The 24,578-nt window shown below is 66.1% G+C and carries 22 protein-coding genes; 9 read left to right on the top strand and 13 right to left on the bottom strand.

Going from position 1 to position 24,578, the window contains the following annotated elements; genetic code table 11:
- Both ACIPK7_RS16100 and ACIPK7_RS16095 read right to left on the bottom strand, forming a co-directional pair.
- Positions 1-354: an SH3 domain-containing protein gene (locus ACIPK7_RS16100; RefSeq protein ID WP_192432599.1), complete on the bottom strand. Its 354-nt coding sequence runs from the start codon at positions 352-354 to the stop codon at positions 1-3.
- A 39-nt stretch (positions 355-393) separates the two neighbouring features.
- Positions 394-1,101 (bottom strand): 2OG-Fe(II) oxygenase, encoded by a 708-nt coding sequence (locus ACIPK7_RS16095; protein WP_401088850.1) that lies wholly within the window; start codon positions 1,099-1,101, stop codon positions 394-396.
- A gap of 118 nt (positions 1,102-1,219) precedes the next feature.
- Here ACIPK7_RS16095 and ACIPK7_RS16090 point away from each other — a divergent pair, with 118 nt between their 5' ends.
- From ACIPK7_RS16090 to ACIPK7_RS16080, 3 genes are all read left to right on the top strand, one after another.
- Positions 1,220-1,846: a class I SAM-dependent methyltransferase gene (locus ACIPK7_RS16090; protein ID WP_401088848.1), complete on the top strand. Its 627-nt coding sequence runs from the start codon at positions 1,220-1,222 to the stop codon at positions 1,844-1,846.
- Positions 1,847-2,027: 181 nt separating this feature from the next.
- Positions 2,028-2,531 carry a GNAT family N-acetyltransferase gene (locus ACIPK7_RS16085; protein ID WP_401088847.1) on the top strand — a complete coding sequence of 168 codons (504 nt, stop codon included), beginning with the start codon at positions 2,028-2,030 and terminating at the stop codon, positions 2,529-2,531.
- A 17-nt stretch (positions 2,532-2,548) separates the two neighbouring features.
- The gene (locus ACIPK7_RS16080) at positions 2,549-3,016 is read left to right on the top strand and encodes an N-acetyltransferase (protein ID WP_192432603.1); all 468 of its coding nucleotides are present in this window, start codon (positions 2,549-2,551) and stop codon (positions 3,014-3,016) included.
- A gap of 70 nt (positions 3,017-3,086) precedes the next feature.
- Here the strand turns inward: ACIPK7_RS16080 and ACIPK7_RS16075 are convergent, their stop codons facing one another.
- The 8 genes from ACIPK7_RS16075 to ACIPK7_RS16040 form a co-directional block, all read right to left on the bottom strand.
- A complete protein-coding gene (locus ACIPK7_RS16075) occupies positions 3,087-3,485 on the bottom strand; it encodes a DUF2501 domain-containing protein (RefSeq protein ID WP_401088845.1) in 399 nt (132 codons plus the stop codon).
- Between the two features lie 81 nt (positions 3,486-3,566).
- The gene (locus ACIPK7_RS16070; RefSeq protein WP_192432605.1) at positions 3,567-4,655 is read right to left on the bottom strand and encodes a glycerophosphodiester phosphodiesterase; all 1,089 of its coding nucleotides are present in this window, start codon (positions 4,653-4,655) and stop codon (positions 3,567-3,569) included.
- Positions 4,656-4,800: 145 nt separating this feature from the next.
- Entirely contained in the window at positions 4,801-6,993 is a 2,193-nt protein-coding gene (gene katG / locus ACIPK7_RS16065) for a catalase/peroxidase HPI (protein ID WP_401088843.1), read from the bottom strand.
- A gap of 298 nt (positions 6,994-7,291) precedes the next feature.
- Positions 7,292-9,145, bottom strand: coding sequence for an amidohydrolase (locus ACIPK7_RS16060; RefSeq protein ID WP_401088841.1), 1,854 nt, complete (start codon positions 9,143-9,145; stop codon positions 7,292-7,294).
- 11 nt (positions 9,146-9,156) lie between these two features.
- Entirely contained in the window at positions 9,157-9,975 is an 819-nt protein-coding gene (locus tag ACIPK7_RS16055) for an alpha/beta fold hydrolase (protein WP_192432608.1), read from the bottom strand.
- An 83-nt stretch (positions 9,976-10,058) separates the two neighbouring features.
- The gene (locus tag ACIPK7_RS16050) at positions 10,059-10,628 is read right to left on the bottom strand and encodes an antibiotic biosynthesis monooxygenase (protein WP_192432609.1); all 570 of its coding nucleotides are present in this window, start codon (positions 10,626-10,628) and stop codon (positions 10,059-10,061) included.
- A 347-nt stretch (positions 10,629-10,975) separates the two neighbouring features.
- Positions 10,976-12,355 (bottom strand): ATP-binding protein, encoded by a 1,380-nt coding sequence (locus ACIPK7_RS16045; RefSeq protein ID WP_401088839.1) that lies wholly within the window; start codon positions 12,353-12,355, stop codon positions 10,976-10,978.
- 204 nt (positions 12,356-12,559) lie between these two features.
- Positions 12,560-13,516 carry a GlxA family transcriptional regulator gene (locus ACIPK7_RS16040; RefSeq protein ID WP_192432611.1) on the bottom strand — a complete coding sequence of 319 codons (957 nt, stop codon included), beginning with the start codon at positions 13,514-13,516 and terminating at the stop codon, positions 12,560-12,562.
- A 347-nt stretch (positions 13,517-13,863) separates the two neighbouring features.
- Between ACIPK7_RS16040 and ACIPK7_RS16035 the strand changes: the two genes are divergently transcribed.
- Genes ACIPK7_RS16035 through ACIPK7_RS16025 form a run of 3 tightly spaced genes read left to right on the top strand, consistent with a single transcriptional unit; the run spans position 13,864 to position 16,257 of the window.
- Complete coding sequence (locus tag ACIPK7_RS16035) at positions 13,864-14,520, top strand: hydrolase (RefSeq protein WP_192432612.1); 657 nt, start codon at positions 13,864-13,866, stop codon at positions 14,518-14,520.
- Between the two features lie 58 nt (positions 14,521-14,578).
- Positions 14,579-14,995, top strand: coding sequence for a DoxX family protein (locus tag ACIPK7_RS16030; protein WP_192432613.1), 417 nt, complete (start codon positions 14,579-14,581; stop codon positions 14,993-14,995).
- Positions 14,992-16,257, top strand: a complete 1,266-nt coding sequence (locus ACIPK7_RS16025; protein ID WP_401088836.1) for an OprD family porin — start codon at positions 14,992-14,994, stop codon at positions 16,255-16,257. Before ACIPK7_RS16030 ends, ACIPK7_RS16025 begins: the two co-directional genes overlap by 4 nt.
- A gap of 52 nt (positions 16,258-16,309) precedes the next feature.
- Here the strand turns inward: ACIPK7_RS16025 and ACIPK7_RS16020 are convergent, their stop codons facing one another.
- The gene (locus ACIPK7_RS16020) at positions 16,310-17,518 is read right to left on the bottom strand and encodes a YbfB/YjiJ family MFS transporter (RefSeq protein WP_401088834.1); all 1,209 of its coding nucleotides are present in this window, start codon (positions 17,516-17,518) and stop codon (positions 16,310-16,312) included.
- A 134-nt stretch (positions 17,519-17,652) separates the two neighbouring features.
- Between ACIPK7_RS16020 and ACIPK7_RS16015 the strand changes: the two genes are divergently transcribed.
- Complete coding sequence (locus ACIPK7_RS16015; RefSeq protein WP_192432794.1) at positions 17,653-18,531, top strand: LysR family transcriptional regulator; 879 nt, start codon at positions 17,653-17,655, stop codon at positions 18,529-18,531.
- 36 nt (positions 18,532-18,567) lie between these two features.
- On the opposite strand, the gene ACIPK7_RS16010 is transcribed toward ACIPK7_RS16015, so the two are convergent.
- Both ACIPK7_RS16010 and ACIPK7_RS16005 read right to left on the bottom strand, forming a co-directional pair.
- Positions 18,568-19,560, bottom strand: coding sequence for an MBL fold metallo-hydrolase (locus ACIPK7_RS16010; protein ID WP_401088832.1), 993 nt, complete (start codon positions 19,558-19,560; stop codon positions 18,568-18,570).
- A gap of 268 nt (positions 19,561-19,828) precedes the next feature.
- A complete protein-coding gene (locus tag ACIPK7_RS16005; RefSeq protein WP_192432617.1) occupies positions 19,829-20,740 on the bottom strand; it encodes a LysR substrate-binding domain-containing protein in 912 nt (303 codons plus the stop codon).
- Positions 20,741-20,955: 215 nt separating this feature from the next.
- Here ACIPK7_RS16005 and ACIPK7_RS16000 point away from each other — a divergent pair, with 215 nt between their 5' ends.
- Both ACIPK7_RS16000 and ACIPK7_RS15995 read left to right on the top strand, forming a co-directional pair.
- Entirely contained in the window at positions 20,956-21,513 is a 558-nt protein-coding gene (locus tag ACIPK7_RS16000; protein WP_401088830.1) for a helix-turn-helix transcriptional regulator, read from the top strand.
- A 186-nt stretch (positions 21,514-21,699) separates the two neighbouring features.
- Complete coding sequence (locus tag ACIPK7_RS15995; RefSeq protein ID WP_401088829.1) at positions 21,700-24,426, top strand: cation-transporting P-type ATPase; 2,727 nt, start codon at positions 21,700-21,702, stop codon at positions 24,424-24,426.
- Positions 24,427-24,578 lie beyond the last annotated feature (152 nt).

Here is a 24,578-nt window from a genome sequence, read left to right as displayed (position 1 = left end):
TCAGGCGCTGACTTCCTGCAGGCAATCCAGCGGTACCCAGCCCGCCTCGCCGCTGGGGCGGACGCACCAGAGCCAGCCGCCCAGCTCACGCCCGCCTTCGAGCCGCTCACCGACCTCCACGTCGAGTTCACGGGCGGTGTAGTCCTCCATCGCCACCCCGGCACCCGGCGCGGTCATGTTGAACACCTGCGCCGGCACCCAACCCTCGCGCTGCCCGGGCGTGGAGCAGAAGTACCAGTCTTCCCAGCCCTCGGCGCCTTCATAGCGCTCGCCAACGAACAGCGGCGCGCCCTTGGCAAAGGTGATGGGCGCGGGGTATTCGCTGCGGTGACGCTGAATCACTTCGTAGTGCATGTCGATCTCCCGGTTCCCTGGACCGATCCATGCTACTCCTCACAGCGCATCGTGGAAGATCACCCCGAGGGTGAAGCGCTCGCCGGTATGCAGGCGACTGACGCCATGGCGTAGGTTGACCCGGTGATAGCCACGTACGCCGAGAACCGGCCGCTGGGCCAGGGCGAACACCACGGCATCGCCCTGCTGCAACGGCACCACGCTCGCCCGCGACTGCATACGCGGGCGCTGCTCGGTGAGGACGAACTCGCCACCCGTGAACTCCTCGCCAGGCCGCGACAGCAGGATCGCCACCTGCAGCGGGAAGGCCAATTCGCCGTAGAGGTCCTGGTGCAAGCAGTTGTAGTCACCGGCACGGTAGCGCAGCAGCAAGGGTGTCGGCCAGCGCTGGTCGGCGGCATGGCATTGGGCAAGAAAGTCGGCATGCTCCGGCGGGTACCGGATACCGGTGTCCATGCGTTCCTGCCAGGTGTTGGCGATGACCCGAAGCGGCGCATAGATGGCTTCGCGCAGTTCCTGCAGCAGCGCGGGCAAGGGGTAGGTGAAGTAGCGGTACTCGCCGAGGCCGAAGTTATGCCGGGCCATGACCACGCGGCTACGAAATGGCGCATCCCGGTCGTAGAGCGCGCGAAGCATCTCGCACTGCGCTCTATCCAGCAGGCCCGGAATCAGCGCTTGGCCGTCGGCGTCGAGTTGCCGGGTGAGTGCGGGCCAATCCAGGGCATGTAGGGTTCGGGAGAGGGACATTTTGTCGATCCGTGGTTGCAATGTTTGAGTCTAGAGCCGCCCCTCGATGCCCGCGTCCCAGCGCTGACTTTCAAACTCCACGGTAGAATCAGGCATCAACCCCGGACCGATTACTGCCATGAGCACCGAAGACCCGATCCTGCGCGACATTTCCCGCGTCACCCTGCAGCACTACCAGGACAGCGCCCACTCCTTCCGTGAGGGCACCTGGGACCACGACGTCACCCAGAACATCGCCGCGCTGCTGCGGCACATACAGGGCGAGGCGCCTTTCGCTCTGCTCGACTTCGGTTGTGGTCCGGGCCGCGATCTGTGTGCGCTGAAAGGCATTGGGCATGCGCCGGTCGGCCTCGACGGCTGCTCCGACTTCGTCGCCATGGCCCGCGAGGCCAGCGGTTGCGAGGTCTGGCAGCAGGACTTCCTTGCCCTCGACCTGCCCGCCGAGCGCTTCGACGGCATCTATGCCAACGCCAGCCTCTTCCACGTACCGCGCAGCGAGCTACCGCGCGTGTTGCGCCAACTTCATGGAGCACTGAAGCCGGGCGGCGTACTGTTCAGTTCCAATCCGCGCGGGGAGAACCAGGAAGGCTGGAACGGCGGGCGCTACGGCTCCTACCACGACCTCGCAAACTGGACGAGCCTGCTGGAGGAAGCCGGCTTCCGCGAGTTGGAGCACTACTATCGCCCCCCTGGCCTGCCGCGCGAGCAGCAGCCTTGGCTGGCGAGCGTTTGGCGCAAGGTCTGAGCGGCGAGAAGCCCGAACACCCCGCGCCGCGTCAGGCGACGCAGAGCACAATGCAGCCGCGCAGTTCCTGTCCTACGCCCCGCTCCGGGGTATTCGCCTACAGGCAAATCACGGTCAGCCTTGGCTATAGTGCTCACCCGGCCAATAGCGACGGGCCGGCGACTCAATGAGGATTCGCGCCATGGGTTACCAGATTCGCCCCGAACAGTCCGAAGACACAGCGCGCATTCGCGATTTGACCACCGCAGCCTTTGCCGAGGCTGAGCACAGCAGCGGTACCGAAGGGGCCATCGTCGACGCCTTGCGTGCAGCCGGGGCGCTGAGCGTTTCCCTGGTCGCCACGATAGAGAGCGAGGTGGTCGGCCATGTGGCGTTCTCGCCCGTCACCCTGAACGGTGTGGACCTCGGCTGGTACGGGCTGGGTCCGGTTTCGGTGCGGCCCGGCCTGCACGGCAGGGGGATCGGCGCGGCGCTGATCCGCGCCGGGCTGGAGCGTTTGAACGCCCTGGACGCGAAAGGCTGCGTGGTCCTCGGAGACCCGGCCTATTACCCGCGCTTCGGCTTCCGCCACGCCCCGGAAATCCAGTACGCGGGCGTGCCGCCGGAATACTTCATGGCCCTGTCGCTGGATGGCTCGAAAGCCTCCGGCCAAGTCGCCTACCACAGCGGATTCTCCGCCACCTGATGTCGAGAACAGTCGCCATGTCTCCATCGATCCGCACCGCATCGGTCCGCATCGCCACACCGGCGGACATCGACACCCTCTTCGACATCCGCACCAGCGTGCGGGAGAACCACCTGAGCCGTGAGCAGATGGCCGAGCTGGGCATCACGCCGCAGGTGCTGACCGAGGCGATCAAAACCGCGCCCTGCGCGTGGGTCGCCGAGATCGAGGGCGTTGCCGGCGGCTTCGCCATGGTGGATACCCAGGAAGGAGAACTCTTCGCTCTGTTCGTGCGCCCGGAGTGCGAGCGGCTGGGCATGGGCAGCCTGTTGTTGGCGGCAGCCGAGGAACAGCTGTTCCGCGAGCATGGGAACATATGGCTGGTGACCGATGGCGGCGACGGCATTCGCGCCAACGCCTTCTATCGCCGCCACGGCTGGCAACTGTCCGGGCGCGTGGACGAGCGGGATGTGCGGTACGAGAAATCACGGTCGAGCGCAACGTAGGATGGCGTGCCCATCCTACAAACGCGCGCCACGAATGGGGGCCGCACGCCCCCCATACGCTGCAGCGGTATCAGAGCAGTGACTTACCCTGGCTCAGGACCTTGTCGCACACCTGCTTGGTGACCTTCTCCTTGATGCCGCTACCGGACAGGTCGAGGCTCTTGCCGTCGCTGCCGGTGAGGATGCCCTTGGCGCCATCCTTGTAGCCGCTGTCGCTGGTGGTGGTATTGCCCGGCAGCTTGCCCAGTAGCTTGTCCTTCACCTGCGTAGCGGCATTGGCATTGAGGTAATTGTTCTTCGCGCAGTACTCCAACAACCCGGCGACGTTGCTACTGCTGGAAGACGCGGACGGCAGGCTGCCCAGGCCCCCGAGCTGGCCGGCGACATCGCCGAGGGAGGCGGCCTGGGCCAGCGAGCAGGGCAACAAGGCGGCGGCAAGGGCGGCGGGAATCAGTTTGCGGGCAATCATTGGGCTCTCCTATTCATGGGACTCTCCCGGTTGCGCATGACGTGACGGGACGCCACTGCGAGTGTAGACATCCCCTGCAACTCAGTAGCCCACCGACTTCAGCACCTCATCCACGTCGCGGCTCGGCGGCCGGCCGAGGAACATCAGCAACTGGTCGGTTCGGTTGGTGAAGAAGCCGTCCACGCCGGCCTTGGTGAGCGTGTCGAAGTCCACCGAGTCATCGACCGTGTAGGCATGCACGAACAGGCCACGTTCATGGGCGGCCTGGTTCATCCACGGCTGCACCAGGTCCATGTAGCTCTGGTCGCCGCGGGCGGTCAGGGTCGCCGAGGGCCCTGTACCCAGCGCGCCATGGGCCTTGGCCCAGTCCAGCCAGGCGAAGAATTCTTCCTTGGACTTCACCTCCTGCCGGGCATAGAAATCCGCTTTGATCTTCTCGCCGGACTGGGCGAAGGTGGTCGGGCTCTTCGCCGCCATGTAGCCATCGCCGGTCCAGAGCAGCAGGATCTTGGGCACCTTCGGCATGCTCTTCTGCAGCAGTTCGAGGCTGCTCTTCTCGAAGGTCTGCAGGACGATCTTGCCTTGCGGCTCGCCCTGCGCATCGAGCCAGCCGCGGCTCTCAAGCGCTTTGCGCAGGTCCTCCTCGATACCGGGGAACTGCCCCGGCGCCTTGGTTTCCAGGTACAGGCCGGGGGTTTCGCCACCGCCTTCGGCAATGTCGATCAGCTCGTCCAGGGTAAGGATGCGCAGCCCCGCGTACTTGGAACGGGCGCGCTCGGGATAGCTGATGTTGAACCAGCTGCCGGCGTCCAGGCGCTTGAGCTCGGCCAGGGTGAACTTGCTTACCGGGTCCTTCTCGCGGCCGGGAAAGACCTTGGCGATGTTGGTGGTGCGCTCCAGGGTGTCGTCGTGCACGGCCACCAGCACGCCGTCGCTGGTGCGCTGCAGGTCCGCCTCCAGATAGTCCGCGCCCAGCTCACGGGCGGCGAGATAGGCCGGCGCGGTTTCTTCGGGGGCGTCGTGGGAAGCGCCACGGTGGGCGATCACCGTCGGCCAGGGAACGCCGGCGGCCGCGCTCAGGGCGCGGCCGGGAGACTCCTCGGCGCTGGCGGTGAAACTGGCGGCGGCCAGCGCGATGGTGCCCAGTACAGCGGTGATGCGACGGCGCATGTGCGAAACCCCTTTCGATGGGTAACGGATAAGCGGCCCAGTCTGCCGGCAGCCTGTGAAGATCTTGCGACGGCCGGCTCCCTCACGAACGACAAGGCCCGCGGACAATCGCTCGTCCGCGGGCCCTTGGCTCCTGCCTGTCCGATCAGCGCGGCAGGTCGAAGCGGTCCAGGTTCATCACCTTGGTCCAGGCCTTGACGAAGTCATGGACGAACTTGCGTTCGCCGTCCGAGCAACCATAGACCTCCGACAGCGCCCGCAGCTGAGAGTTTGAACCCAGTAGCAGGTCGATGCGGCTGCCGGTCCACTTCGGCTCGCCCGTCTTGCGGTCACGACCTTCGAACTCGGTGTTGTCCGCCGAAGTCGGCTTCCACACGGTGCCCATGTCCAGCAGATTGACGAAGAAGTCGTTGCTGAGGGTGCCGGGACGCGAGGTGAAAACGCCATTCTGCGAGCCGCCGGTGTTGGCGCCCAGCACGCGCAGGCCGCCGATCAGCGCGGTCACTTCCGGCCCGGTAAGAGTCAGCAGTTGGGCCTTGTCGATCAGCAGCGCTTCGGCCGGCACGGCGAACTTCGACTTCTGGAAGTTGCGGAAGCCATCGGCGACCGGCTCCAGCATGCCCACCGAGTGCACGTCGGTCTGTTCCTGGCTGGCGTCCATGCGGCCCGGCGCAAACGGCACGCTGACCTTGTGGCCACCCTTGCGCGCCGCCTCTTCCACACCGGCATCGCCGGCCAGGACGATCAGGTCGGCCAGGGATATCTTCTTGCCGCCAGCAGCGGAAGCGTTGAACTCGGTCTGGATTTCCTCCAGCACGCCGAGCACCTTGGCCAGCTGTTCGGGCTGGTTCACCGGCCAGTCTTTCTGTGGGGCGAGGCGGATGCGCGCGCCGTTGGCGCCGCCGCGCTTGTCGGAGCCACGGAAGGTCGACGCCGAGGCCCAGGCGGTGGAGACCAGTTCGGACACAGACAGGCCCGAGGCCAGCACCTTGGCCTTGAGCGCGGCGATATCCTGCTCGTCGACCAGCGGGTGATTGACCGCCGGGATCGGGTCCTGCCAGACCAGTTCCTCGGCCGGCACTTCCGGCCCGAGGTAACGGGCGCGCGGGCCCATGTCGCGGTGGGTCAGCTTGAACCAGGCGCGGGCGAACGCGTCGGCGAAGGCGTCAGGGTCTTCGTAGAAGCGCCGGGAGATCTTCTCGTAGGCCGGGTCGACACGCAGCGAGATGTCGGTGGTGAGCATCGACGGTGCGCGGCGCTTGGACTTGTCGTGGGCATCGGGAATGCTGCCGGCGCCCGCACCGTTCTTCGGCTGCCACTGGTGGGCGCCCGCCGGGCTCTTGGTCAGTTCCCATTCGTAGCCGAACAGATTCCAGAAGAAGTTGTTGCTCCAGCGCGTCGGCGTGGACGTCCAGGTGACCTCCAGGCCACTGGTGATGGCATCGCCGCCAGAGCCCGTTCCGAAGCTGCTGACCCAGCCCAGGCCCTGGTTTTCCAGGCCGCCGGCTTCCGGGTCGGCGCCGACGTGGTCCGCCGGACCCGCGCCGTGGGTCTTGCCGAAGGTGTGGCCGCCGGCGATCAGGGCGACGGTCTCCTCGTCGTCCATGGCCATGCGCGCGAAGGTTTCGCGGATGTCGCGGGCGGCGGCCAGCGGGTCGGGGTTGCCGTTGGGGCCTTCGGGGTTCACGTAGATCAGGCCCATCTGCACGGCAGCCAGGGGGTTTTCCAGGTCTCGCTCGCCGGTGTAGCGCTTGTCGCCGCCCAGCCAGGTGGTTTCCTCGCCCCAGTACACGTCCTGGTCCGGTTCCCAGACGTCCTCGCGACCGCCGGCGAAGCCGAAGGTCTTGAAGCCCATGGATTCCAGGGCAACGTTGCCGGTGAGGACGATCAGGTCGGCCCAGGACAGCTTGGCGCCGTACTTCTGCTTGATTGGCCAGATGAGCCGGCGCGCCTTATCCAGGCTGACGTTGTCCGGCCAGCTGTTGAGCGGGGCGAAGCGCTGCTGGCCGCGACCGGCGCCGCCACGGCCGTCACCAATGCGATAGGTGCCGGCGGAGTGCCAGGCCATGCGGATGAACAGCGGGCCGTAGTGGCCGAAGTCTGCCGGCCACCAGTCCTGGGAATCGGTCATCAGGGCGCGCAGGTCGGCCTTGACCGCTTCCAGATCAAGCGTCTTGAAGGCTTCGGCGTAGTTGAAGTCCTCGCCCATCGGATTGGACTTGGAGGAATGCTGGTGCAGCAGGTCCAGCCTCAGCTGGTTCGGCCACCAGTCGCGGTTCGAGGTGCCGCCACCGGCGGTGTGGTGGAAGGGGCAGCTACCTTTCTTTTCTTCACTCATTGCAGGCTCCTTGTGGACGCCTGTGCGGCGCCTCGTATTCGCACAACTCATCAGAAGATAGATCAAACGGGACGGGCTGCTATTGCAGTTATTGATTGGCTCAAGCGGTAAAAGGCTATCGATGCGGGGGGCAGCCTGGATCGCACGCCGGGAATCGGGAATGCAGGAGCGAGCTTGCTCGCGAACGCTCCGGAACCGAAGCATCCGGAAACTCTGTTCGCCAGCAAGGACTAGGCGTCCCCCTCGGTCCTACGAAGAGCCCGCCGTGCCGGGCGGCAAGGCAGGCTCCAGCTCACCATCAGAACGCGAAGCAGGAACAGCCGAACGCGCCCCAGAACCCGGCGAAGTCACTCACCGGCACGTCCTTGGTACGTGCCCGCTCGTGGCTGTGGCCATGTACGCCGCAGGAGCCGATGCACTGGTGCACGGCCTGCTGCAGCGGCGCCTGCGGGCGCCAGTGGCCGGGAACCATGGCCACCGGGGACCACTCCGGCACCACCGGGATGCTCGGCGGGGCGAGCTTGTCGAATTCGCGGTCGCCGTGGACGATCTTGCCGCCCACCACGGTGAGCACCGACTCGATGGTCTTGATCGCCTCTTCCTCGACGCTGAAGAAGTCATCCGAGAGCACCGCCAGGTCCGCCAACTGGCCGGCCTTGAGCATGCCCTTCTTGCCCTGCTCACTGGAGAACCAGGCGCTGCCGTGGGTGAACAACTGGATCGCCACCTCGCGGGACAGCCCCTCGGGGTAGAGACTCAGACCACCCACGGTTTTGCCGCTAACCATCCAGTACAGTGAGGTCCAGGGGTTGTAGCTGGACACGCGGGTGGCGTCGGTGCCGGCGCCGACCGGCACACCTTCGGCCAGCATGCGCTTGATCGGCGGCGTGGCCTCGGCGGCCTGCTTGCCGTAGCGGTCGACGAAGTACTCACCCTGGAACGCCATGCGGTCCTGAATGGCGATACCGCCGCCCAGCGCCCTCACCCGCTCGATGTTCTTCGGCGTGATGGTCTCGGCGTGGTCGAAGAACCACGGCAGGCCGTTGAACGGGATATCCAGGTTGACCTTCTCGAACACGTCGAGCATGCGCGAGATGGACTCGTCATAGGTCGCGTGCAGGCGGAACGGCCAGCGCTGCTCGACCAGGTGGCGCACCACAGGCTCCAGCTCCGCTTCCATGGTGCCGGGCAGGTCCGGGCGCGGTTCGAGGAAATCCTCGAAGTCGGCGGCGGAGAACACCAGCATCTCGCCGGCGCCGTTGTGGCGCAGGAAGTCGCTGCCCTGGCCGTAGGTCACGCTGGAGGTCCAGTTCCTGAAGTCGGCCAGTTCTTCCTTGGGCTTCTGGGTGAACAGGTTGTAGGCGATGCGTACGGTGAGCTGGTCGGCGTCGGCCAGCTGCTGGATCACCTGGTAGTCGTCGGGATAGTTCTGGAAGCCGCCGCCGGCGTCGATCACGCTGGTCAGGCCGAGGCGGTTCAGCTCGCGCATGAACTGGCGGGTCGAGTTGACCTGGTACTCCAGTGGCAGCTTCGGCCCCTTGGCCAGGGTCGCGTAGAGGATCATCGCGTTGGGCCGGGCGATCAGCATGCCGGTGGGTTCGCCATTGCTGTCGCGGACGATCTCGCCGCCGGGCGGGTTCGGCGTGTCTTTCGTGTAGCCGACGACGCGCAGCGCCGCTCGGTTGAGCAACGCCCGGTCATACAGGTGCAGGACGAACACCGGGGTGTCCGGCGCCGCCTTGTTCAGCTCCTCGATGGTCGGCAGGCGGCGTTCGGCGAACTGGAATTCGTTCCAGCCACCGACGACCCGTACCCACTGCGGCGACGGCGTGCGCTGGGCCTGCAGGCGCAGCATTTCCAGCGCGTCGGAAAGCGACGGCACACCCTCCCAGCGCAGCTCGAGGTTGTAGTTCAGGCCGCCTCGGATCAGGTGCAAGTGCGAGTCGTTGAGGCCGGGGATGACGGTGCGGCGGTTAAGGTCGACCAGTTGGGTCGAGGCGTCGCGATAGGCCATCGCCTGGGCATCGGTGCCAACGACCAGGAACTTGCCGTCGGCGATGGCCACGGCGGTGGCGTGCGGGCGTTCCGGGTCGACGGTGTGCAGCTTGCCGTTGAACAGGATCAGGTCTGCGTTGCGCTCTGCATTACTCATGCTCGTGCCCCTCAGCGTTGCAGGAAGGCCAGCAGGTCTTCGTTGAGTTGCTGCGCGTGGGTGACGGCGAAGCCGTGGGGTGCGCCAGCATAGACCTTCAGTTCGGCGCCCTTGATCTGCTCGGCGGCCAGCTTGCCGGTGGTTTCGAACGGCACGATCTGGTCGTCGTCGCCGTGGATCACCAGGGTCGGCACGTCGACCTTGGCGAGGTCCGCACGAAAATCGGTTTCCGAGAAGGCGCCCACGCAGTCCACGGTGCCCTTGAGCGAAGCCAGCAGGGCGATGTTGAGGGTCTGGGTCAGCACGCCGTCGGAGACCTTCTGGCCGTGGTTGGTGCCGTAGAACGGCGCGGCGAAGTCGGCGATGAACTGCGCACGGTCCTGCAGCAGGCCGGCCTTGATGCCGTCGAACACAGCAGTGTCCACACCCTGCGGGAAGTCGGCGGCCTTGCCGAAGATCGGCGTGACGGCGCCCAGCAGCACCAGGCCGGCGACGCGGGAGGTGCCGTGGCGGCCGATGTAGCGGCTGACGTCGCCACCGCCCATGGAGAAGCCGACCAGGGTGACTTCGCGCAGGTCCAGGTGCTCGATCAGCCCGGCGATGTCATCGGCGAAGGTGTCGTAGTCGTAGCCGTTCCAAGGCTGGCTGGAACGACCGAAACCGCGGCGGTCGAAGGCGATGGTGCGGTAGCCGCGGCTGCTCAGGTACTGCATCTGGTATTCCCACATGTCGCCGTCCAGCGGCCAGCCGTGGCTGAACAGCACGGGTTTGCCGCTGCCCCAGTCCTTGTAATAGATCTCGGTGCCGTCGCGGGTAACGAAAGTGCTCATGGAAACTCCTCTGCCTGCCATGCAGGACAATGTGGGTACGGGCGCCACGCGGGCGCCGCGGGAGGGGACGTCAAGGGAAAGGATCAATCGGCGTTGAGCCAACCGGCGCAGCGACGTGTTACCCAGGGCATGATCAGATAGACCACCAGCAGGACGATGCACAGGGTCACCAGCAGGTTGCTGGGCACCACGCCGGCCAGCACCGGGAAGCGTTCGAACGCCGGCCCCCAGAGCGGCGGGATGAGCATGGTCAGCGGGCTGATCACCAGGTAGGTGAGCAGCGCCTGCTTCCATTTCGGCGGCTGGCGCACGTTGCCGTGCTCGGGGGTGAACCAGAATTCGGCGTCGTTGTGGATCAGCGGGTGGTCGCCCTCCTCCAGCAACGGGAGAACTTCGGCGACCAACTCGGCGCGCTCGCGGGAGTCGATCCACGCCTGTAGCTGCGCGGCGGCGGCGAAGCGCACCACGGTGGTATACATCGCGCCGTCGCCGTCCGGGCGGATCACGTTCACCCCCAGGTGCCCCGGCTGCCGGCGCGCGGCCGAAACCGTGCGGCGCAGCCAGGCCTCGTAGCTGGGCAGGGCTTCGCAACGCACCTTGTGGTGGACCACCAGCGTGACCACGCTGTTCAGATCGATGGTTTCGGCGCTCATGGGGGACCCGGACTCATGATTGAGGTCCGGACACTATGGCGGCGGCTACGGTCGTCCTATTGGACGCATGTGCTGAATAGCTGCTCGACCATGGAGGTCTGCAGGTGCGTAGGAGCGGACTCCGTTCGCAATGGTGTCCGGCGCGATGCGAACCTATCGCGGACAAAGTCGCTCCTACGCCAGGGTGAAGCCAGGTAGGGCGCATAACCCGGAACGGGTTATGCGCTGGCGGCCGAACGGCGGATAACGCTGGCGCGTTATGCGCCCTACGCCGCTCGAGTCACAGCTCGCACCGGAGTCAGGGGATACATGAACGCAAGATGCCGGCAGCTGCAGCAGAAGGCGATTCAGGCAGCGGTGATGGCGAGCTCGGGCAAGGTCACCTGGCGCATGTAGGCGCGGGCGGTGTGGGGCACGCGGTAGCGCACTTCGCTGTCGCCCTGCTCCACCCACAGCAAGGACTTGTCCGCCAACTGCCGCACCGCGGCGAATACGCTCTCCCGGCACCAATGCTGGTCGTCCAGCGAGGCGACTGCGTTGTCCAGGGTGAAGTCATCCGCCATCTGGGCGAGCAGCCCCAGGCAGCGTTGCTCGGCGGTGTCCAGCAGGCCGTAACTCCAGTCGTAGGTCGCGCGCAGGCTTTGCTGCCGCGCGGGAGCAGTCCGGCGGCCGGGCATCAGCAGTTGCATGGGCGTGTCCAGCAGCGCCGGCAGCCCGGCGAGGCCAAGGATGCCCACCTGCCGCGCGGCCATCTCGATGGCCAGGGGAATACCGTCCAGGCGCCGGCAGATGTCGATGATCGCGCGCACCTGGCCGGCCTTGAGTTCAAAGCGGTCGCAAACCTCCCGCGCGCGCATCACGAACAGTTGCACCGCCGAACTACACATCGCCAGCGCCAGCGGCGCGTCGTCCTGCCCGGGCACTTCCAGCGGCGGCAGGCGCACCACGTGCTCGCCCTCCGTCCGCAGCGGTTCACGGCTGGTGGCGAGGATGCTCAATGACGGGTGCAGGCGCAGCAGGTGCTCCACCGCCTCGGCGCAGCGGTCGGCGAGGTGCTCGCAGTTGTCCAGCAACAGCAGGGTTGGTTCATAGGCCGGCTCGCGGAGCAGGATGGCGAGGCTCTGGCTGAGGGAGACGCCATCCGGGTCGGCGGACAGGTCGAGGAAACGCACCTGGCTGAAATGTTTGCCGAGCTGTTCGGCGGCGTGGATCGCCAGGGAGGTCTTACCCATGCCTCCCGGGCCGACCAGGGTCATCAGGCGAGTGACAGGCATCTGCTTCACCACCCGTTCGAGCAGCGTCTGGCGGCCGACCAGCCCCATCAGTAGAACCGGCAAGTTGCTGGCGCGCACTTCACACGGCAGCACCGAGGTCTGAGCCGGAGCGACCACGCTCTCCACCACACCGACGAAGCCGTAGCCGCGCAACGGCACGTTGGCGATGTAGCGCTCACCGGTACGACCTTCGCCGAGAGCACGCCGCAGGGCCGCGATGTGCACGCGCAGGTTGATCTCCTCGACCACGGTGTCGCCCCAGACCTGGGCAATGATCGTGTCCTTGCCGATGATCTCGCCGGGTTGGCGAATCAGCACCTGGAGAATGTCCAGCGCCCGGCTGCCAATACGCACTGGGCGGTCGCCCTGCAGTAACTGCCGCTTGTAGGGATGGAACTGGAAGCGACCGAACTGCAGGATGGTCTCAGTGCGGTTTTCCGTGCTTGCGCTCATGTTCTGCTCACGTCTGTGGTTCTGACGGATCGCTCTACAACGGGTCCTCCAGGCGATCTGGCCAGTACCGAGGTGACGCGCCCCTGATTATTGGTCAGGCTATTTTCCCGCCCTCGTGTGACAGTGCAATTCCCACAGGGGGAAGGATTCGGCCAACTTGGGTGCGCCGGACGGTCAACCGGCCGGAAATACGGCTTGTTGCCATCAGGCAAAGCCGAATTGCTCGCGGTACTGGCTCGGCGTCATGCCGATCCGCTCGCCGAAAACCGTGCGCATGTGCCGCGGGCTGCCGAAACCGCTGCGGCAGGCCACCTGTTTGAGCGGCAGGTCGCTGCTTTCAAGCAACTTGCGCGCGTGGTCGATGCGCGCGCTCTGCACGTACTGCATGGGCGTCATGCTCGTCTCGCGCTGGAAGGCGCGGGCGAAGTTGCGCGGGCTCATGGCTACCAGTTCGGCCAGGCGGTTCACCGTCAGAGGCTCGTCGATATGGTCCACCACGTAAGCCTGGGCGCGGGCGATGACCGAGCCATCGCGCACCACCGATACCAGCAGCGGGCCGAACGGCGTCTGCCCGCCCTGGCGCTTGAGCACCACCAACAGCACCTTGGCGACCTCCAGGGCGACCTCCTTGCCGTGGTCCTCGGCGACCACCGCCAGCGCCATATCGATGCCCGCGGTGACGCCACCGGAGGTGATCAGGTTGCGGTCGATGACGTAGATGCGTTCGGCCTGCACCTGGGTGCGCGGGTACAGCTGCGCCAGGCGCTCGAGGTAGTTCCAGTGGGTCGTGCAGCGGTAGCCGTCGAGCAGCCCGGCGGCGCCAAGCAGGAAGGCGCCGGTGCATACCGCGCCATAACGCTTCGCCGCGCGCGCCGCTGCCGGCAACCAAGCCTCGAGCGCCTCGTTGTTGCCGTTGTAGGCACCGGGTCCGCCGGGCACCAGCAGCAGGTCCACGCCCGCCAGCAGCGCTTCCAGTGGCAGGTCGGCGCTCAGCTTAAGGCCGCTGGAGGCACGCACGCCCTCGGGCTTCGCCGCCACCGTCAGCAACCGGTAATGCCGCTCAGGCGGGAGGTAGCGGTTGGCCATGGAGAACACCTCCATCGGCCCCGTCACATCCAGCGCCAGCACATCGTCGTACAGCACCATGGCCACTGTTTTCATTCTTCTACTCGCACGCAAACGGGGCTTGGCGGTCTCGCGTGCCCCGGTATAGGAAACCGTCACTGTAGCGACTCGCCGCGCTGGCGAATCGCACGTTTGCATCATTCTGCGCCGCGCAGCCCGAGCACACAGGTCCAATAAATACCGCGCCGGCGAAACCATAGTTTGCCTATCGACGCGCCCGGAAGGCCCTTGCAGAACTGCAAAGCCACCCTGCAGACCTGTCTGTTCCGCGCCTCGCAGCGTTCGGCAAAGATGTCTCCACGGTTTGCAGCCAAGCCCCGCAGGCCGACAAGACGATCCAGCCGCCGCTCTTCCCATCACGCAACCCAACAGGAAATCCGACCATGACCGCCATCGCCAAAGCCGTTCCCGGCAAGACTCTGCTGAACCCCACCGACCACACCCTGATCATGATCGACCACCAGTCGCAGATGTCCTTCGCGACCAAATCCATCGACGCGGTGACCCTGCGCAATAACGCAGCATTGGTTTCCAAGGCGGCCAAGGAATTCGGCGTTTCCACCATCCTCACCACCGTTGCCGAGAAGAGCTTCTCCGGCCCGATCTTCGACGAGATCAAGTCGGTCTTCCCCGATCACAACGTCATCGACCGCACCAGCATGAACACCTGGGAAGACCCGCGCATCGCCGTGGAAGTGAACAAGTTCGGCAAGCAGAAGATCGTCCTGGCCGGCCTCTGGACCTCGGTTTGCATCGTCGGCCCGGCCCTGTCGGCCATCGACCAGGGCTTCGAGGTCTACGTGATCGCCGACGCCTGTGGCGACGTTTCCAACGAAGCCCACGAGATGGCCCTGCAACGAATGATCCAACTGGGCGCGCGCCCCATGACCTCCCTGCAGTACCTGCTGGAACTGCAACGCGACTGGGCCCGCGGTGAAACCTACGACCAGACCGTGAAGACCTCCATCGAGCACGGCGGCGCCTACGGCCTGGGCCTGATCTACGCCAAGACCATGTTCAACGCCAGCGAAGGCCACTGAGCCTGAGCAGTAGAAAGGGGCGGCATTGCCGCCCCTTTTTCATTTCCGGGAAAACACCATGCCGACCCAAGACCGCTCCGGCGCCGTGGCGCTCCTATTCATGCGCGTCAGCGCCGCCCTTCTGCTGCTCCAGGTGCACGGGCTACCCAAGCTGCTGCACTGGCACACCGAGCTGCAACACATCGAAGACCCGTTCGGCCTCGGCGCCACATCGACCCTGGCGCTGGCGGTGTTCGCCGAAGTGCTCTGCCCGATCCTGTTGATCCTCGGCGTGTTCGCCCGCCTCGCCTGCCTGCCGGTAATCGCCGTGCTGCTGGTGGCACTGCTGTTCGTGCACCCGCAGTGGTCGCTGGAGGAAGGCCAGTTCGCCTGGTGGATGCTGATCCTCTTCACCGGCCTGGCGATGGCCGGCCCTGGCAGCTATCGCCTCCCCCTGCCCCGCCTGGGTGAACTTCGGACGGAGCCCAGACCATGAAAAACCTACTGATCCCCTGCGCACTGGCGCTTGCCTGCGTCCAGGCCCACGCTGCTGACTGGTCGCTGTTGTCACGCAACTACTTCCTCGACAACGACTACCGCAGCCCCGGCCCCAACGGCCAGAGCCTACGCCGTGAATGGGCGCAGGGCTTTATCGGCAAGTTCAGCAGCGACATCACACCCGGCACCATCGGCCTGGGCGTCGATGCACATGCCTTCCTCGGGCTGAAGCTCGACGGCGGGCGCGGCCACGCCGGTACCGGCCTGCTGCCGCTGGACAGCGACGGCCGCAGCGAGAGCGAGTACTCCGACGCCGGCGCGGCGCTGCGCCTAGTGCATGAAAAGACGTCCCTGGCCTGGGGCGAGATGGAAGTGGAAACCCCGGTATTCGACACCGGCGACAAACGCCTGCAGCCCGAGTACGCCACCGGCTGGTTCCTCGACGATCGCAGCCTGCCCAACCTGCGCCTGCAAGCCGGGCGCTTCACCGCCTTCAAGAACCAGGACTCCAGCTCCAGCCACGGCGAGTTCGAAGGCTACGGCGCCAGTACCCGCTTCGGCGGCCTGAGCCTGGCCGGCGCCACCTGGAGCGCACCCGATGCCACCTGGGGCGGCGCGCTCTACGCCAGCCAGCTGGACGATGTCTGGCGCCAGGCCTACGCGAACCTCAACGGCCATTTCGGGCGCTGGTCGGTGGACGCCAACCTGTACAAGACCGGCGATACCGGCAGCGCCCGCGCAGGCGAGATCGATACCCTGGCCTGGAGCCTGCTGGGCAAGGTCGCCCTCGGCAGCCATGCGCTGAGCCTCGCCTACCAGAAGATCGACGGCGACACGCCCTTCGACTTCGTCGGCGGCGACTCCATCTACCTCGCCAACTCGATCAAGTACGCCGACTTCAACGGCCCCGGCGAGCACTCCTGGCAGGCGCGCTACCAGTGGGATGGCACCAGCGCCGGTCTCGCCGGCTTTACCCTCTCCGCGCGCTACGTTCGCGGCAGCGGTATCGATGGCACCCACGCACCGTGCGGCGGCGCCTACAACCCCATGGAGGGCGGCGCCTGCCAGCCCGCTTATGGCGACGGCGGGCGCCACTGGGAGCGCGATCTCGACCTGCGCTACGTGGTGCAGTCCGGTCCGGCCAAGGACCTGGCGCTGAGCTTCGCGCAGGTCTCGCACCGCGCCAACGACGCCCAGGGCGGCGCGGATATCGACCGCATCTACGTGATCGTCGAATACCCGCTCAAGGGCATGTTCTGAACCGAGCCGACAGACATCCGGACCTGCAAAAAGGCCGACGCGCCGGGAGGGATCAGCCACGCGCCGGCTCACCGATGTTGGGCGCCACCTTGAACAGCAGCGCCGTTTCCATCAGTAGGGCCAGCACGACGGCTCCCGCCGCCACCGCGAAGAGCAGCGCGTAATGACCGTGGCTTGCACTGAACAGCGCCGAGTAGGCGTAACCGGCGATGGCCTGGAAGCTGGCGAAGGACACTGTCGCGCGGCTCCAGGTGGCATTCTGCGCGGCGTGACCGGGTACCAGTTGATGCACCCGCGCCAATGCCAGCGGCACGATGCCCGGCGGGAACGAGCCGATCACCACGCTCGCCACGCCCAGCAGGCGCAGGTCGCCGGTTTCCAGCAGCAGGACGAGGGCGATTAATTGCGCCATCAGCACCAGCCGAATCGCCGCCCGCGCGCCCAGATGATCGGCAAGGAAGCCATAGACCACCGGCCCGACGATGGCGCCGACGCCGTACAGCGTCCAGATCAGCGCGCCGCCGTGGGTGCCGGCGCCGAGGCCTCGCGCCACGTAATCCACCAGGAACATCATCGGCGCCACCAGCGCGGCGGCCATCAGCGCGTACTGCGCGAACAGCACGTAGATGCCTGCCGAGGCGCGTGGCCCTTCGACATTGTGCGCCTGGGCATGAGCCTGTTCCTGCGGCCAGCCGAACCAGCTGCTCAAGCTGAGCGACAGGGCCAGCGCGCCAAGGCCGAGCCAGGTCGGTACGAGCCCCAGGGCCAGCAACAGTGGCACCAGGGTGCCGGACGCGGCGATGCCCAGACCGATGCCGAGGAAGATCGCCCCGCTTGCCAGCCCACGCCGATTGGCCGCCACGTGCGGGAGAATGGTGCTGGCGGCCAGCACCATGATCACCCCGCCGGAAATCCCCGAGACCAGGCGCCAGAAGAAGAACCACGCCTGGTTCAGTGGCCAGGCACAGGCGAAGAACGACAGCGTGACCAGCAGCATCATGCCGCGCAGTACCAGCGTGCTCGACCAGCGCGCTGCCAATGGACGCCCGGCCAGCGCGCCGACGAGATAGCCGGCAAGATTGGCGGCGCCCAGGTAGACCACGGCGGATGCCGAGAACCAGTGCGCCTCGATCAGCGCCGGGATCAGCGGCGTGTAGGCGAAACGCGCCAGGCCGATGCCGACCAGGCTGGCGCAGAGGCCCGCCCAGATCGGCAACCAGAGGGAGCCTCGGCTGGCGAGGCGGGACGCATCGGTATTCATGACAACCCCTATCGCGCCGTCAGGGCGGCGCCGTTGAGTGGTGATGGGGGGATCATAAAGTTACGCGAAGATGAAATAATGCAGCGAGTTTTCACAGCAGCAATGCATTTCTGCATCACAAGGATTTCGCCATGATGAACTGGGACGATGCCCGGGTGTTCCTCGCCCTGTGCCGCGAACAGACCTTGCGCGGCGCCGCCCGCGTGCTCGCGGTGGACCAGGCGACGGTCGGCCGGCGCCTGGCATCGCTGGAGCGCTCACTGGAGGCGACGCTGTTCCTGCGCACCTCGGTCGGCTACAGCCTGACCGCTGCCGGGGAGATCGCCCTTGCCGCGGCGCAGGCCATGGAGTCGTCCGCCGCCGAGCTGCAACGGCAGATCCTCGGCATGGACGACCGCATGAGTGGCGTGGTGCGGGTCACCACCACCGACTCCTTCGCCGCCGATTTCGTCATCCCCGCGGTCGCCGCCTTGCACCGCGAGGAACCGGGCGTCGAAGTGCAGCTGCAGACCTCCACGCACATGCTCAACCTGAGCAAGCGCGAGGCCGACATCGCCGTGCGCACCCATCAGCCGGAGAACCCCGACCTGATCGTGCGGCGTCTGGCTCGCTGGGGCAGCGGGCTGTTCGCTTCCGCGCAGTATGTCGAGGAGCGCGGAATTCCCGAGCCGGGAACCGCCTTCGCCGGGCACGACCTGGTGGTCTATCAGCCGTACATCGACGCGGGCAAGGAAGTGTTCCTCGCCTCCGAGCCGACCATCCACGGGCGCATCGCCATGACCTGCACTTCCGGCTTCATGGTTCGCCGCGCGCTGGTCGCCGGACTCGGTGTGGGGGAGTTGCCGCTACCGCTGGGCGAGGCGGACGGGCTGGTCCGACTGTGGCCGGAACGCCCGCCCCTGCCGTACGACGTTTGGCTGGTGACCCACAAGGACGTGCGCCATACAGCGCGGGTGCGGGCAGTGATCGACGCCATCGCGCGGGCGTTTGCCGCAGCAACCGGGAGTGCATGAAGGCTCGCTCCTACAGGCTCGTGCCTGCGCCTGGCGTCACTGAATGAACGGCACCTTGTCCGCACGCTGGTAAGGCCCGTACACAGCGGGTGCCCAGTTGAACGCCTTGCCGTCGCGGGTGACATGGCCAATGCCGGGGAACGGCAGGTGCGCGGCAGCGACCCAGGCACCGTTTTTCGCCAACGAACTGAACTCGGCGTCGCGCGCCTTCACCGCCTGCTTCGGGTCGGTGTCGAAGCGGATCGCGACTTCCGGATGGGCGAACTGCACCGCGACGTTATGGATCAGATCGCCGATGAAGACAATCGCCGCGCCGTTGGATTCGAAGCGGTAGCTGGTGCTGCCCGGCGTATGGCCGCTGGTGGCCTCGGTCTTCAGTTCCGGCAGTGGCGATGCAGGCGGCACAAAGGTCTGCAGGCGGTGGGCGGCGCGGTACGGCGCCAGCGAATGCTGTGCCACTTCGAAGAACTCGCGAGCCTTTTCCGGCGCCTGGTCGCGGCGATGCTCATCCAGCCAGTAGTCCGCCTCGGCCCGCGCCGCATAAACAGTGGCGTTGGCGAACAGCGCCTTGCCCTGCCCGTCCACCAGTCCACAGACGTGGTCCAGGTGCATGTGGGTGAGCAGGACGCTGTCCACCTGCTCAGGCGCATATCCCGCCGCCTTCATGTTCTCCAGCAGGTGCCCGGCGGTACCGCCGATGCACTGGCCGGCGCCGCTGTCCACCAGCACCAGGTGCTTGCCGGTGTTGACCAGGAAGGCATTGAAATTGGTCTGCACGCGCTCGCCACTCATGGCGTTGCGTGCCAGCAGCGCGCGGATGCGTTCGCGGCTCAGGCCCTGCAGCAACCCCGGAGACAGGTCGTTGTAGCCGTCGTAGAGCGCGGTGACTTCATACTCGCCTACCGCCAGGCGGAAATAGCCCGGCGCCTGGGTTTTCAGCGGCACCGGCGGCTCGGCACAGGCAAAGGTGGAGACCAGCAGTGCGCTGGCCAGGAGCGGGAAGCAGTGGTTGCTGCGGGATGCCGGCATGGTCGGCGCCTCCTTGGGAAATGGTGGCGTCATGCTGCCCTGCGTTGGTCGGGCGGTTATTGGACGTCTGTGCCGCAAGCGCTCGGCGCAAGGGATCACTGCAGGAGCGCCTTGCGCGCCGGCTGACGCCGAGGTCGCAGTCTTCGACGAACGCCCCCTCTCCGCTTGAGGAGCGGGGCGCACAACCAGTTCGTTGTGCGCATACGGCTCCTCCTGCAACCGCTGAATCCATACGAATAACACGTCGCACAAAGTCGATGTGCGCCGCTTAGGGCACCGGCGCGCTCATGTACTCGACCATCCGCTCGCGCAGCCAGCGCTCGGCCGGGTCGTTGTCGTGGGCGGCGCTCCACACCAGCGAGAGCTCGGCCGGCTTGATCTCCAGCGGCGGGTCCTCGGCACGCAGGCAGCTGTCTTCGACCAGCGCGCAGGCCGCGTAATCGGGGACGGTGGCGATCATCTCGGTGTTGCGCAGCAGAGCGCGCAGGCTACCGAACTGCGGCACGGCCAACACCACGCGACGGCGGCGGTCGATGCGCTCCAGGTCCAGGTCGATGGCGCCGTTCAGGTCGCCGGAGAAGGACACCATCACATGCGGCCGCGAGCAGTATTCGTCGAGTGTCAGCGGACCGGGGCGGTCGTCGCCGCGCAGCACCTTCACACCGATATCACGCAGCTTGCGGCGCTTGGCGTTGGCCGGCAGGTCGGTGGTGTAGCTGACCCCGGCGGTGATCTCGCCGGAGGACAGCAGCGCCGGCATCAGCAGGAAGTTGGCGCGGCGCACCACCACGGTGATGTTCGGAGCCTCCTGCTGCAGGCGCGCCAGCAGCGCGGGGAACAGGCCAAACTCGGCGTCGTCGGAAAGCCCCAGGCGGAAGATGTTGCAACTGCTCTCGGGCTCGAATGACTTCGCGCGGCTGACCGCGGCGGAGATCACGTCCATTGCCGGGCGCAGCTCTTCGAAGATGTGCAGCGCCCGGCTGGTGGGCTCCATGGCCCGGCCTGCGCGCACCAGCAGCGGGTCGTCGAACAGGTCGCGCAGGCGCGCCAATGCGGCGCTGACGGTGGACTGGGTGATGAACAGCTTCTCGCCGACGCGGGTGAGGTTCCGCTCCAGCATCAGGGATTCGAAGATCACCAGCAGGTTCATGTCCAGGCGGCGCAGGTCGTTTCGGTTCATGGCTGGTCGCTCGGGGCAGTGGGAGTGGGCATCTTTGCACAAGACGAGGACCGCGCCAGTCGATCATGAAACGGGGCGTTTTTCTTGGACGTGTGTGCTCATTCACCTGCCGTTTGGCTTAATCCGATTGAGCAACGGATCACCTTGATTTACCTTGATTTTTTTACATTCCGAAGCGGCATTTCGGCCGCCGACAAAACCAGAAGAGAGACGCCATGCCCGCACCTGCCCACCAGGTAGCGACCATGCTCGCCCCCCAGACCCACCGCCTGATCCTGCAGCTCATGGAGGAGCTGGAAAGCCAAGGCGACGGCCTCCACCAGGCCAGTCAGCGCCTTTGCCAACATCTGCTGGAACATTACCGGATGCCCGAGCCCAGCAACGATGGGGCGGAGACTGGCGAACGCCTCGCCCTCGCCCCCTGGCAGGAGCGCAAGGCCAAGGACATTCTCGCCGGCAGCCTGCTCAGCCGCCTGTACATCGCCGATGTCGCCGAGAAATGCGGCATGTCACGCAGCCACTTCTCTCGCGCCTTCAAACAGGCCACCGGGCTCGCGCCCCGGGAATGGGCGCTGCGCCTGCGCATCGACCGCGCCCGCGAGCTGTTGGCCAGTGACGACACGCCAATCTCCCAGGTCAGCCAGGAATGTGGCTTCGCCGACCAATCGCACTTCTGCCGCAGCTTCCGCAAGCTGGTGGGCTGCACGCCGAACCGCTGGCGGCAGGCCAGTCGGGTGGGCGGGACGGATGAGATGGCGGCGAGCGTTTCATAGAACCGTAGGGCGGATAACGCTGGCGCATTATCCGCCCTACGATCTCCGTAAAGAGTCCTACGTCGTTCAGGAAGCGTTCAGCCAGGAATCGAAGAACTTTGAGGTATGACAGTTCCGGTGTAATCCCCGCGGTCTAGTCTGGGGGCAGTCCCACTTACCCAGCAGGCAGGAGCCGGGAGTCAGCGCATGACTGCACAGCAAACCACCGACGGCAAACCGCAAGGCACCGAACTCAAAAGCACCGACTGGTACCGCAAGAGCGTCGATCAGACTCTGGCCGATCTGCAGACCAGCGCGGAAGGCCTCTCCCCCGACGAAGCCGAGGCGCGGCTGTTGCGCTTCGGCCCCAACGCCTTGCCGGCCAAGGAGGTCGATCCGCTCTGGCTGCGCTTCGCGCGGCACTTCAACGACGTACTGATCTACATCCTCCTGGCCGCCGCCGTGGCCACCGCGCTGATGGGCCACTGGACCGACACTGTCGTCATCCTGCTGGTAGCGGTGATCAACGCCGGTATCGGCTTCTTCCAGGAGAACAAGGCGGAGAAATCCCTCGCCGCCCTGCGCGGCATGCTCAGCAGCACCGCCCACGTCGTGCGCAACGGCAAGAAGATCGAGATGGACGCCACCCAACTGGTGCCCGGTGACATAGTCATCCTGCGCCCCGGCGACAAGATTCCCGCCGACGTGCGCCTGTTCGACGTTCACCACCTGCAGGTCGAGGAATCCATGCTCACCGGTGAATCCCTCACCGTGGGCAAGCACTCCGACGCGCTCGACAAGGAAGCGCTGCTGGCCGACCGCACCAACCTTGGTTTCTCCGGCACTAACGTCAGCGCCGGCAACGCGCGCGGCGTGGTGATCGAGACGGGCGCAGCCACGGAGCTTGGGCGCATCAACAAGCTGATCGCCAACGTCGATGAGGGCGAGACTCCGCTGCTGCGGCAGATCGCCGAGCTGGGCAAGCGCATCTTCGGGCTGATCATCGGCATGATGGTGGTGCTCTTCATCATCGGTTTCTTCTGGCACGACTACCCCTTCGGTGAGCTGCTGCTGTCGCTGATCAGCCTGGCCGTCGCCTCTGTGCCCGAGGGCCTGCCGGCTATCGTCTCGATCATCCTGTCGCTGGGCGTGCAGCGCATGGCGCAGAACAAGGCGATCATCCGCAAGCTGCCCACCGTGGAAACCCTGGGCGCCATGAGCGTGATCTGCTCGGACAAGACTGGCACCCTGACCATGAACGAGATGACCGTGAAGGGCGTGCTGCTCGCCAACGGCCTCTACGCGGTCGAGGGCCAAAGCTACGAGCCCAAGGGCCGCATCACCTTCGGCAGCACCAGCGACGAGCTGGATTGGTCGCAGCACGCCGCACTGGAGTCCTTCATCCGCGCCGTGGACATCTGCAACGACAGCAGCCTGCAACTGGGCGATGAGGGCCGCTGGGGCGTAGTCGGCGGTCCCACCGAGGGTGCGCTGAAGGTCCTGGCGCGCAAGGCGAACCTGCCGGACGTCGAGTTCCAGAAGTTCGGCAAGATTCCCTTCGACTCCGCCTACAAGTACATGGCGCGGCGCTGTGACGTTGCCGGGCAGAGCCTGGTCTACCTCAAGGGTGCGCCCGACGTGCTGCTGCGCATGTGCCAGCAGCAGCTGGGCGCCAATGGCGTGGAGCCGCTGGACCACGAATACTGGGAGCGCGAAATGAGCTTCATCGCCGGGCAGGGGCTGCGCATGCTCGCCGCTGCCTACAAACCGGTGCAGCCCGATGACGGCGTGATCGACCACGAGGACGTGCGGGACGGCATGATCTTCCTCGGCGTCGCCGGCCTGCTCGACCCGCCGCGCCCCGAAGCCATCGAGGCCATCGCGCTGTGCAAGCGCGCCGGCATCCAGGTGAAGATGATCACCGGCGACCATCCGGACACCGCCGTGGCTATCGCCGGCATGCTCGGCATGGGCAATGACCTGCGCGCCATGACCGGCCAGGAGCTGGAACAGGCCGATGACGCCCAGCTGAAATCCCTCGCCATGCAGTACTCGGTGTTCGCCCGCACCAGTCCCGAACACAAGCTGCGCCTGGTGCGCGCACTGCAGGCCAACGAGGAAGTGGTCGGCATGACCGGCGACGGGGTCAACGACGCCCCGGCGCTGAAGCAGGCCGACGTCGGCATCGCCATGGGCATCAAGGGCACCGAGGTAACCAAGGAAGCCGCCGACATGGTGCTCACCGACGATAACTTCTCCACCATCGCCGGCGCCGTGCGCGAGGGCCGGCGCGTGTACGACAACCTGAAGAAGACCGTGCTGTTCATCCTGCCGACCAACATGGCCCAGGGCCTGCTGATCGTCATGGCGATTCTCGCCGGCGCGGTGATCCCGCTGGCGCCGCTGCAGATCCTCTGGATGAACATGGCGACCTCCACCACCCTGTCCTTCGCCCTGGCCTTCGAGCCTGGCGAGCCGGGGATGATGCGCCGACCGCCGCGCAATGCGAAGGAGTCAATCCTCAACGGTTTCGCGGTCTGGCGGGTGCTCTACGTTGGTGGCCTGCTCACCGCCGCGGCCTTCCTGCTGGAAGCCTGGATGGTCAGCAACGGCCAGGACACCGACCATATCCGCACCATGATCCTGCACACCCTGGTCACCGCGCAGTGGGCGTACCTGTTCAACTGCCGCCTGCAGGAGGAGTTCTCGCTGAACCTGGCGCTGCTACGTAATGGCGCACTGCTCACCGTGACCCTGGCGCTGATCCTGCTGCAGTGCTTCGTGATCTACGTGCCCTTCATGCAGACTGCCTTCCATACCGTCGCCCTGCCCTTCAGCGGCTGGCTGATCTCGCTCGGTATAGGTATTGCGGTGTTCTTCGCGGTGGAACTTGAGAAGCTGGTGATCCGTCGCTGGAAGGCTTCGCGGCGGTAGACCGGAGGGTGCACGACGTCGAACATCGTGCACCAGCGCCTCATGTCCCATAGCAGCGGATTCCATCCGCTGCTATGGGACAGCCAGCAAGCCGGCATCGGCAATCGCCAACCCTCCCGGCGCACGGCGGACAAGGTCCGCCCCCTCTAACG

Origin of the sequence: Pseudomonas sp. NPDC086581 (assembly GCF_044746165.1) — a bacterium.
In the GTDB taxonomy this organism is placed as follows: Bacteria; Pseudomonadota; Gammaproteobacteria; order Pseudomonadales; family Pseudomonadaceae; genus Pseudomonas.
The sequence above is the reverse complement of the archived record's forward strand: the minus strand, read 5'-3'. Positions and strand labels throughout refer to the sequence as shown.

Coding starts and splice junctions, on each gene's coding strand:
- ACIPK7_RS16100 (WP_192432599.1), bottom strand. CDS start 354: ATGCACTACGAAGTGATTCAGCGTCACCGCAGCGAATACCCCGCGCCC.
- ACIPK7_RS16095 (WP_401088850.1), bottom strand. CDS start 1,101: ATGTCCCTCTCCCGAACCCTACATGCCCTGGATTGGCCCGCACTCACC.
- ACIPK7_RS16090 (WP_401088848.1), top strand. CDS start 1,220: ATGAGCACCGAAGACCCGATCCTGCGCGACATTTCCCGCGTCACCCTG.
- ACIPK7_RS16085 (WP_401088847.1), top strand. CDS start 2,028: ATGGGTTACCAGATTCGCCCCGAACAGTCCGAAGACACAGCGCGCATT.
- ACIPK7_RS16080 (WP_192432603.1), top strand. CDS start 2,549: ATGTCTCCATCGATCCGCACCGCATCGGTCCGCATCGCCACACCGGCG.
- ACIPK7_RS16075 (WP_401088845.1), bottom strand. CDS start 3,485: ATGATTGCCCGCAAACTGATTCCCGCCGCCCTTGCCGCCGCCTTGTTG.
- ACIPK7_RS16070 (WP_192432605.1), bottom strand. CDS start 4,655: ATGCGCCGTCGCATCACCGCTGTACTGGGCACCATCGCGCTGGCCGCC.
- katG (WP_401088843.1), bottom strand. CDS start 6,993: ATGAGTGAAGAAAAGAAAGGTAGCTGCCCCTTCCACCACACCGCCGGT.
- ACIPK7_RS16060 (WP_401088841.1), bottom strand. CDS start 9,145: ATGAGTAATGCAGAGCGCAACGCAGACCTGATCCTGTTCAACGGCAAG.
- ACIPK7_RS16055 (WP_192432608.1), bottom strand. CDS start 9,975: ATGAGCACTTTCGTTACCCGCGACGGCACCGAGATCTATTACAAGGAC.
- ACIPK7_RS16050 (WP_192432609.1), bottom strand. CDS start 10,628: ATGAGCGCCGAAACCATCGATCTGAACAGCGTGGTCACGCTGGTGGTC.
- ACIPK7_RS16045 (WP_401088839.1), bottom strand. CDS start 12,355: ATGAGCGCAAGCACGGAAAACCGCACTGAGACCATCCTGCAGTTCGGT.
- ACIPK7_RS16040 (WP_192432611.1), bottom strand. CDS start 13,516: ATGAAAACAGTGGCCATGGTGCTGTACGACGATGTGCTGGCGCTGGAT.
- ACIPK7_RS16035 (WP_192432612.1), top strand. CDS start 13,864: ATGACCGCCATCGCCAAAGCCGTTCCCGGCAAGACTCTGCTGAACCCC.
- ACIPK7_RS16030 (WP_192432613.1), top strand. CDS start 14,579: ATGCCGACCCAAGACCGCTCCGGCGCCGTGGCGCTCCTATTCATGCGC.
- ACIPK7_RS16025 (WP_401088836.1), top strand. CDS start 14,992: ATGAAAAACCTACTGATCCCCTGCGCACTGGCGCTTGCCTGCGTCCAG.
- ACIPK7_RS16020 (WP_401088834.1), bottom strand. CDS start 17,518: ATGAATACCGATGCGTCCCGCCTCGCCAGCCGAGGCTCCCTCTGGTTG.
- ACIPK7_RS16015 (WP_192432794.1), top strand. CDS start 17,653: ATGAACTGGGACGATGCCCGGGTGTTCCTCGCCCTGTGCCGCGAACAG.
- ACIPK7_RS16010 (WP_401088832.1), bottom strand. CDS start 19,560: ATGCCGGCATCCCGCAGCAACCACTGCTTCCCGCTCCTGGCCAGCGCA.
- ACIPK7_RS16005 (WP_192432617.1), bottom strand. CDS start 20,740: ATGAACCGAAACGACCTGCGCCGCCTGGACATGAACCTGCTGGTGATC.
- ACIPK7_RS16000 (WP_401088830.1), top strand. CDS start 20,956: ATGCCCGCACCTGCCCACCAGGTAGCGACCATGCTCGCCCCCCAGACC.
- ACIPK7_RS15995 (WP_401088829.1), top strand. CDS start 21,700: ATGACTGCACAGCAAACCACCGACGGCAAACCGCAAGGCACCGAACTC.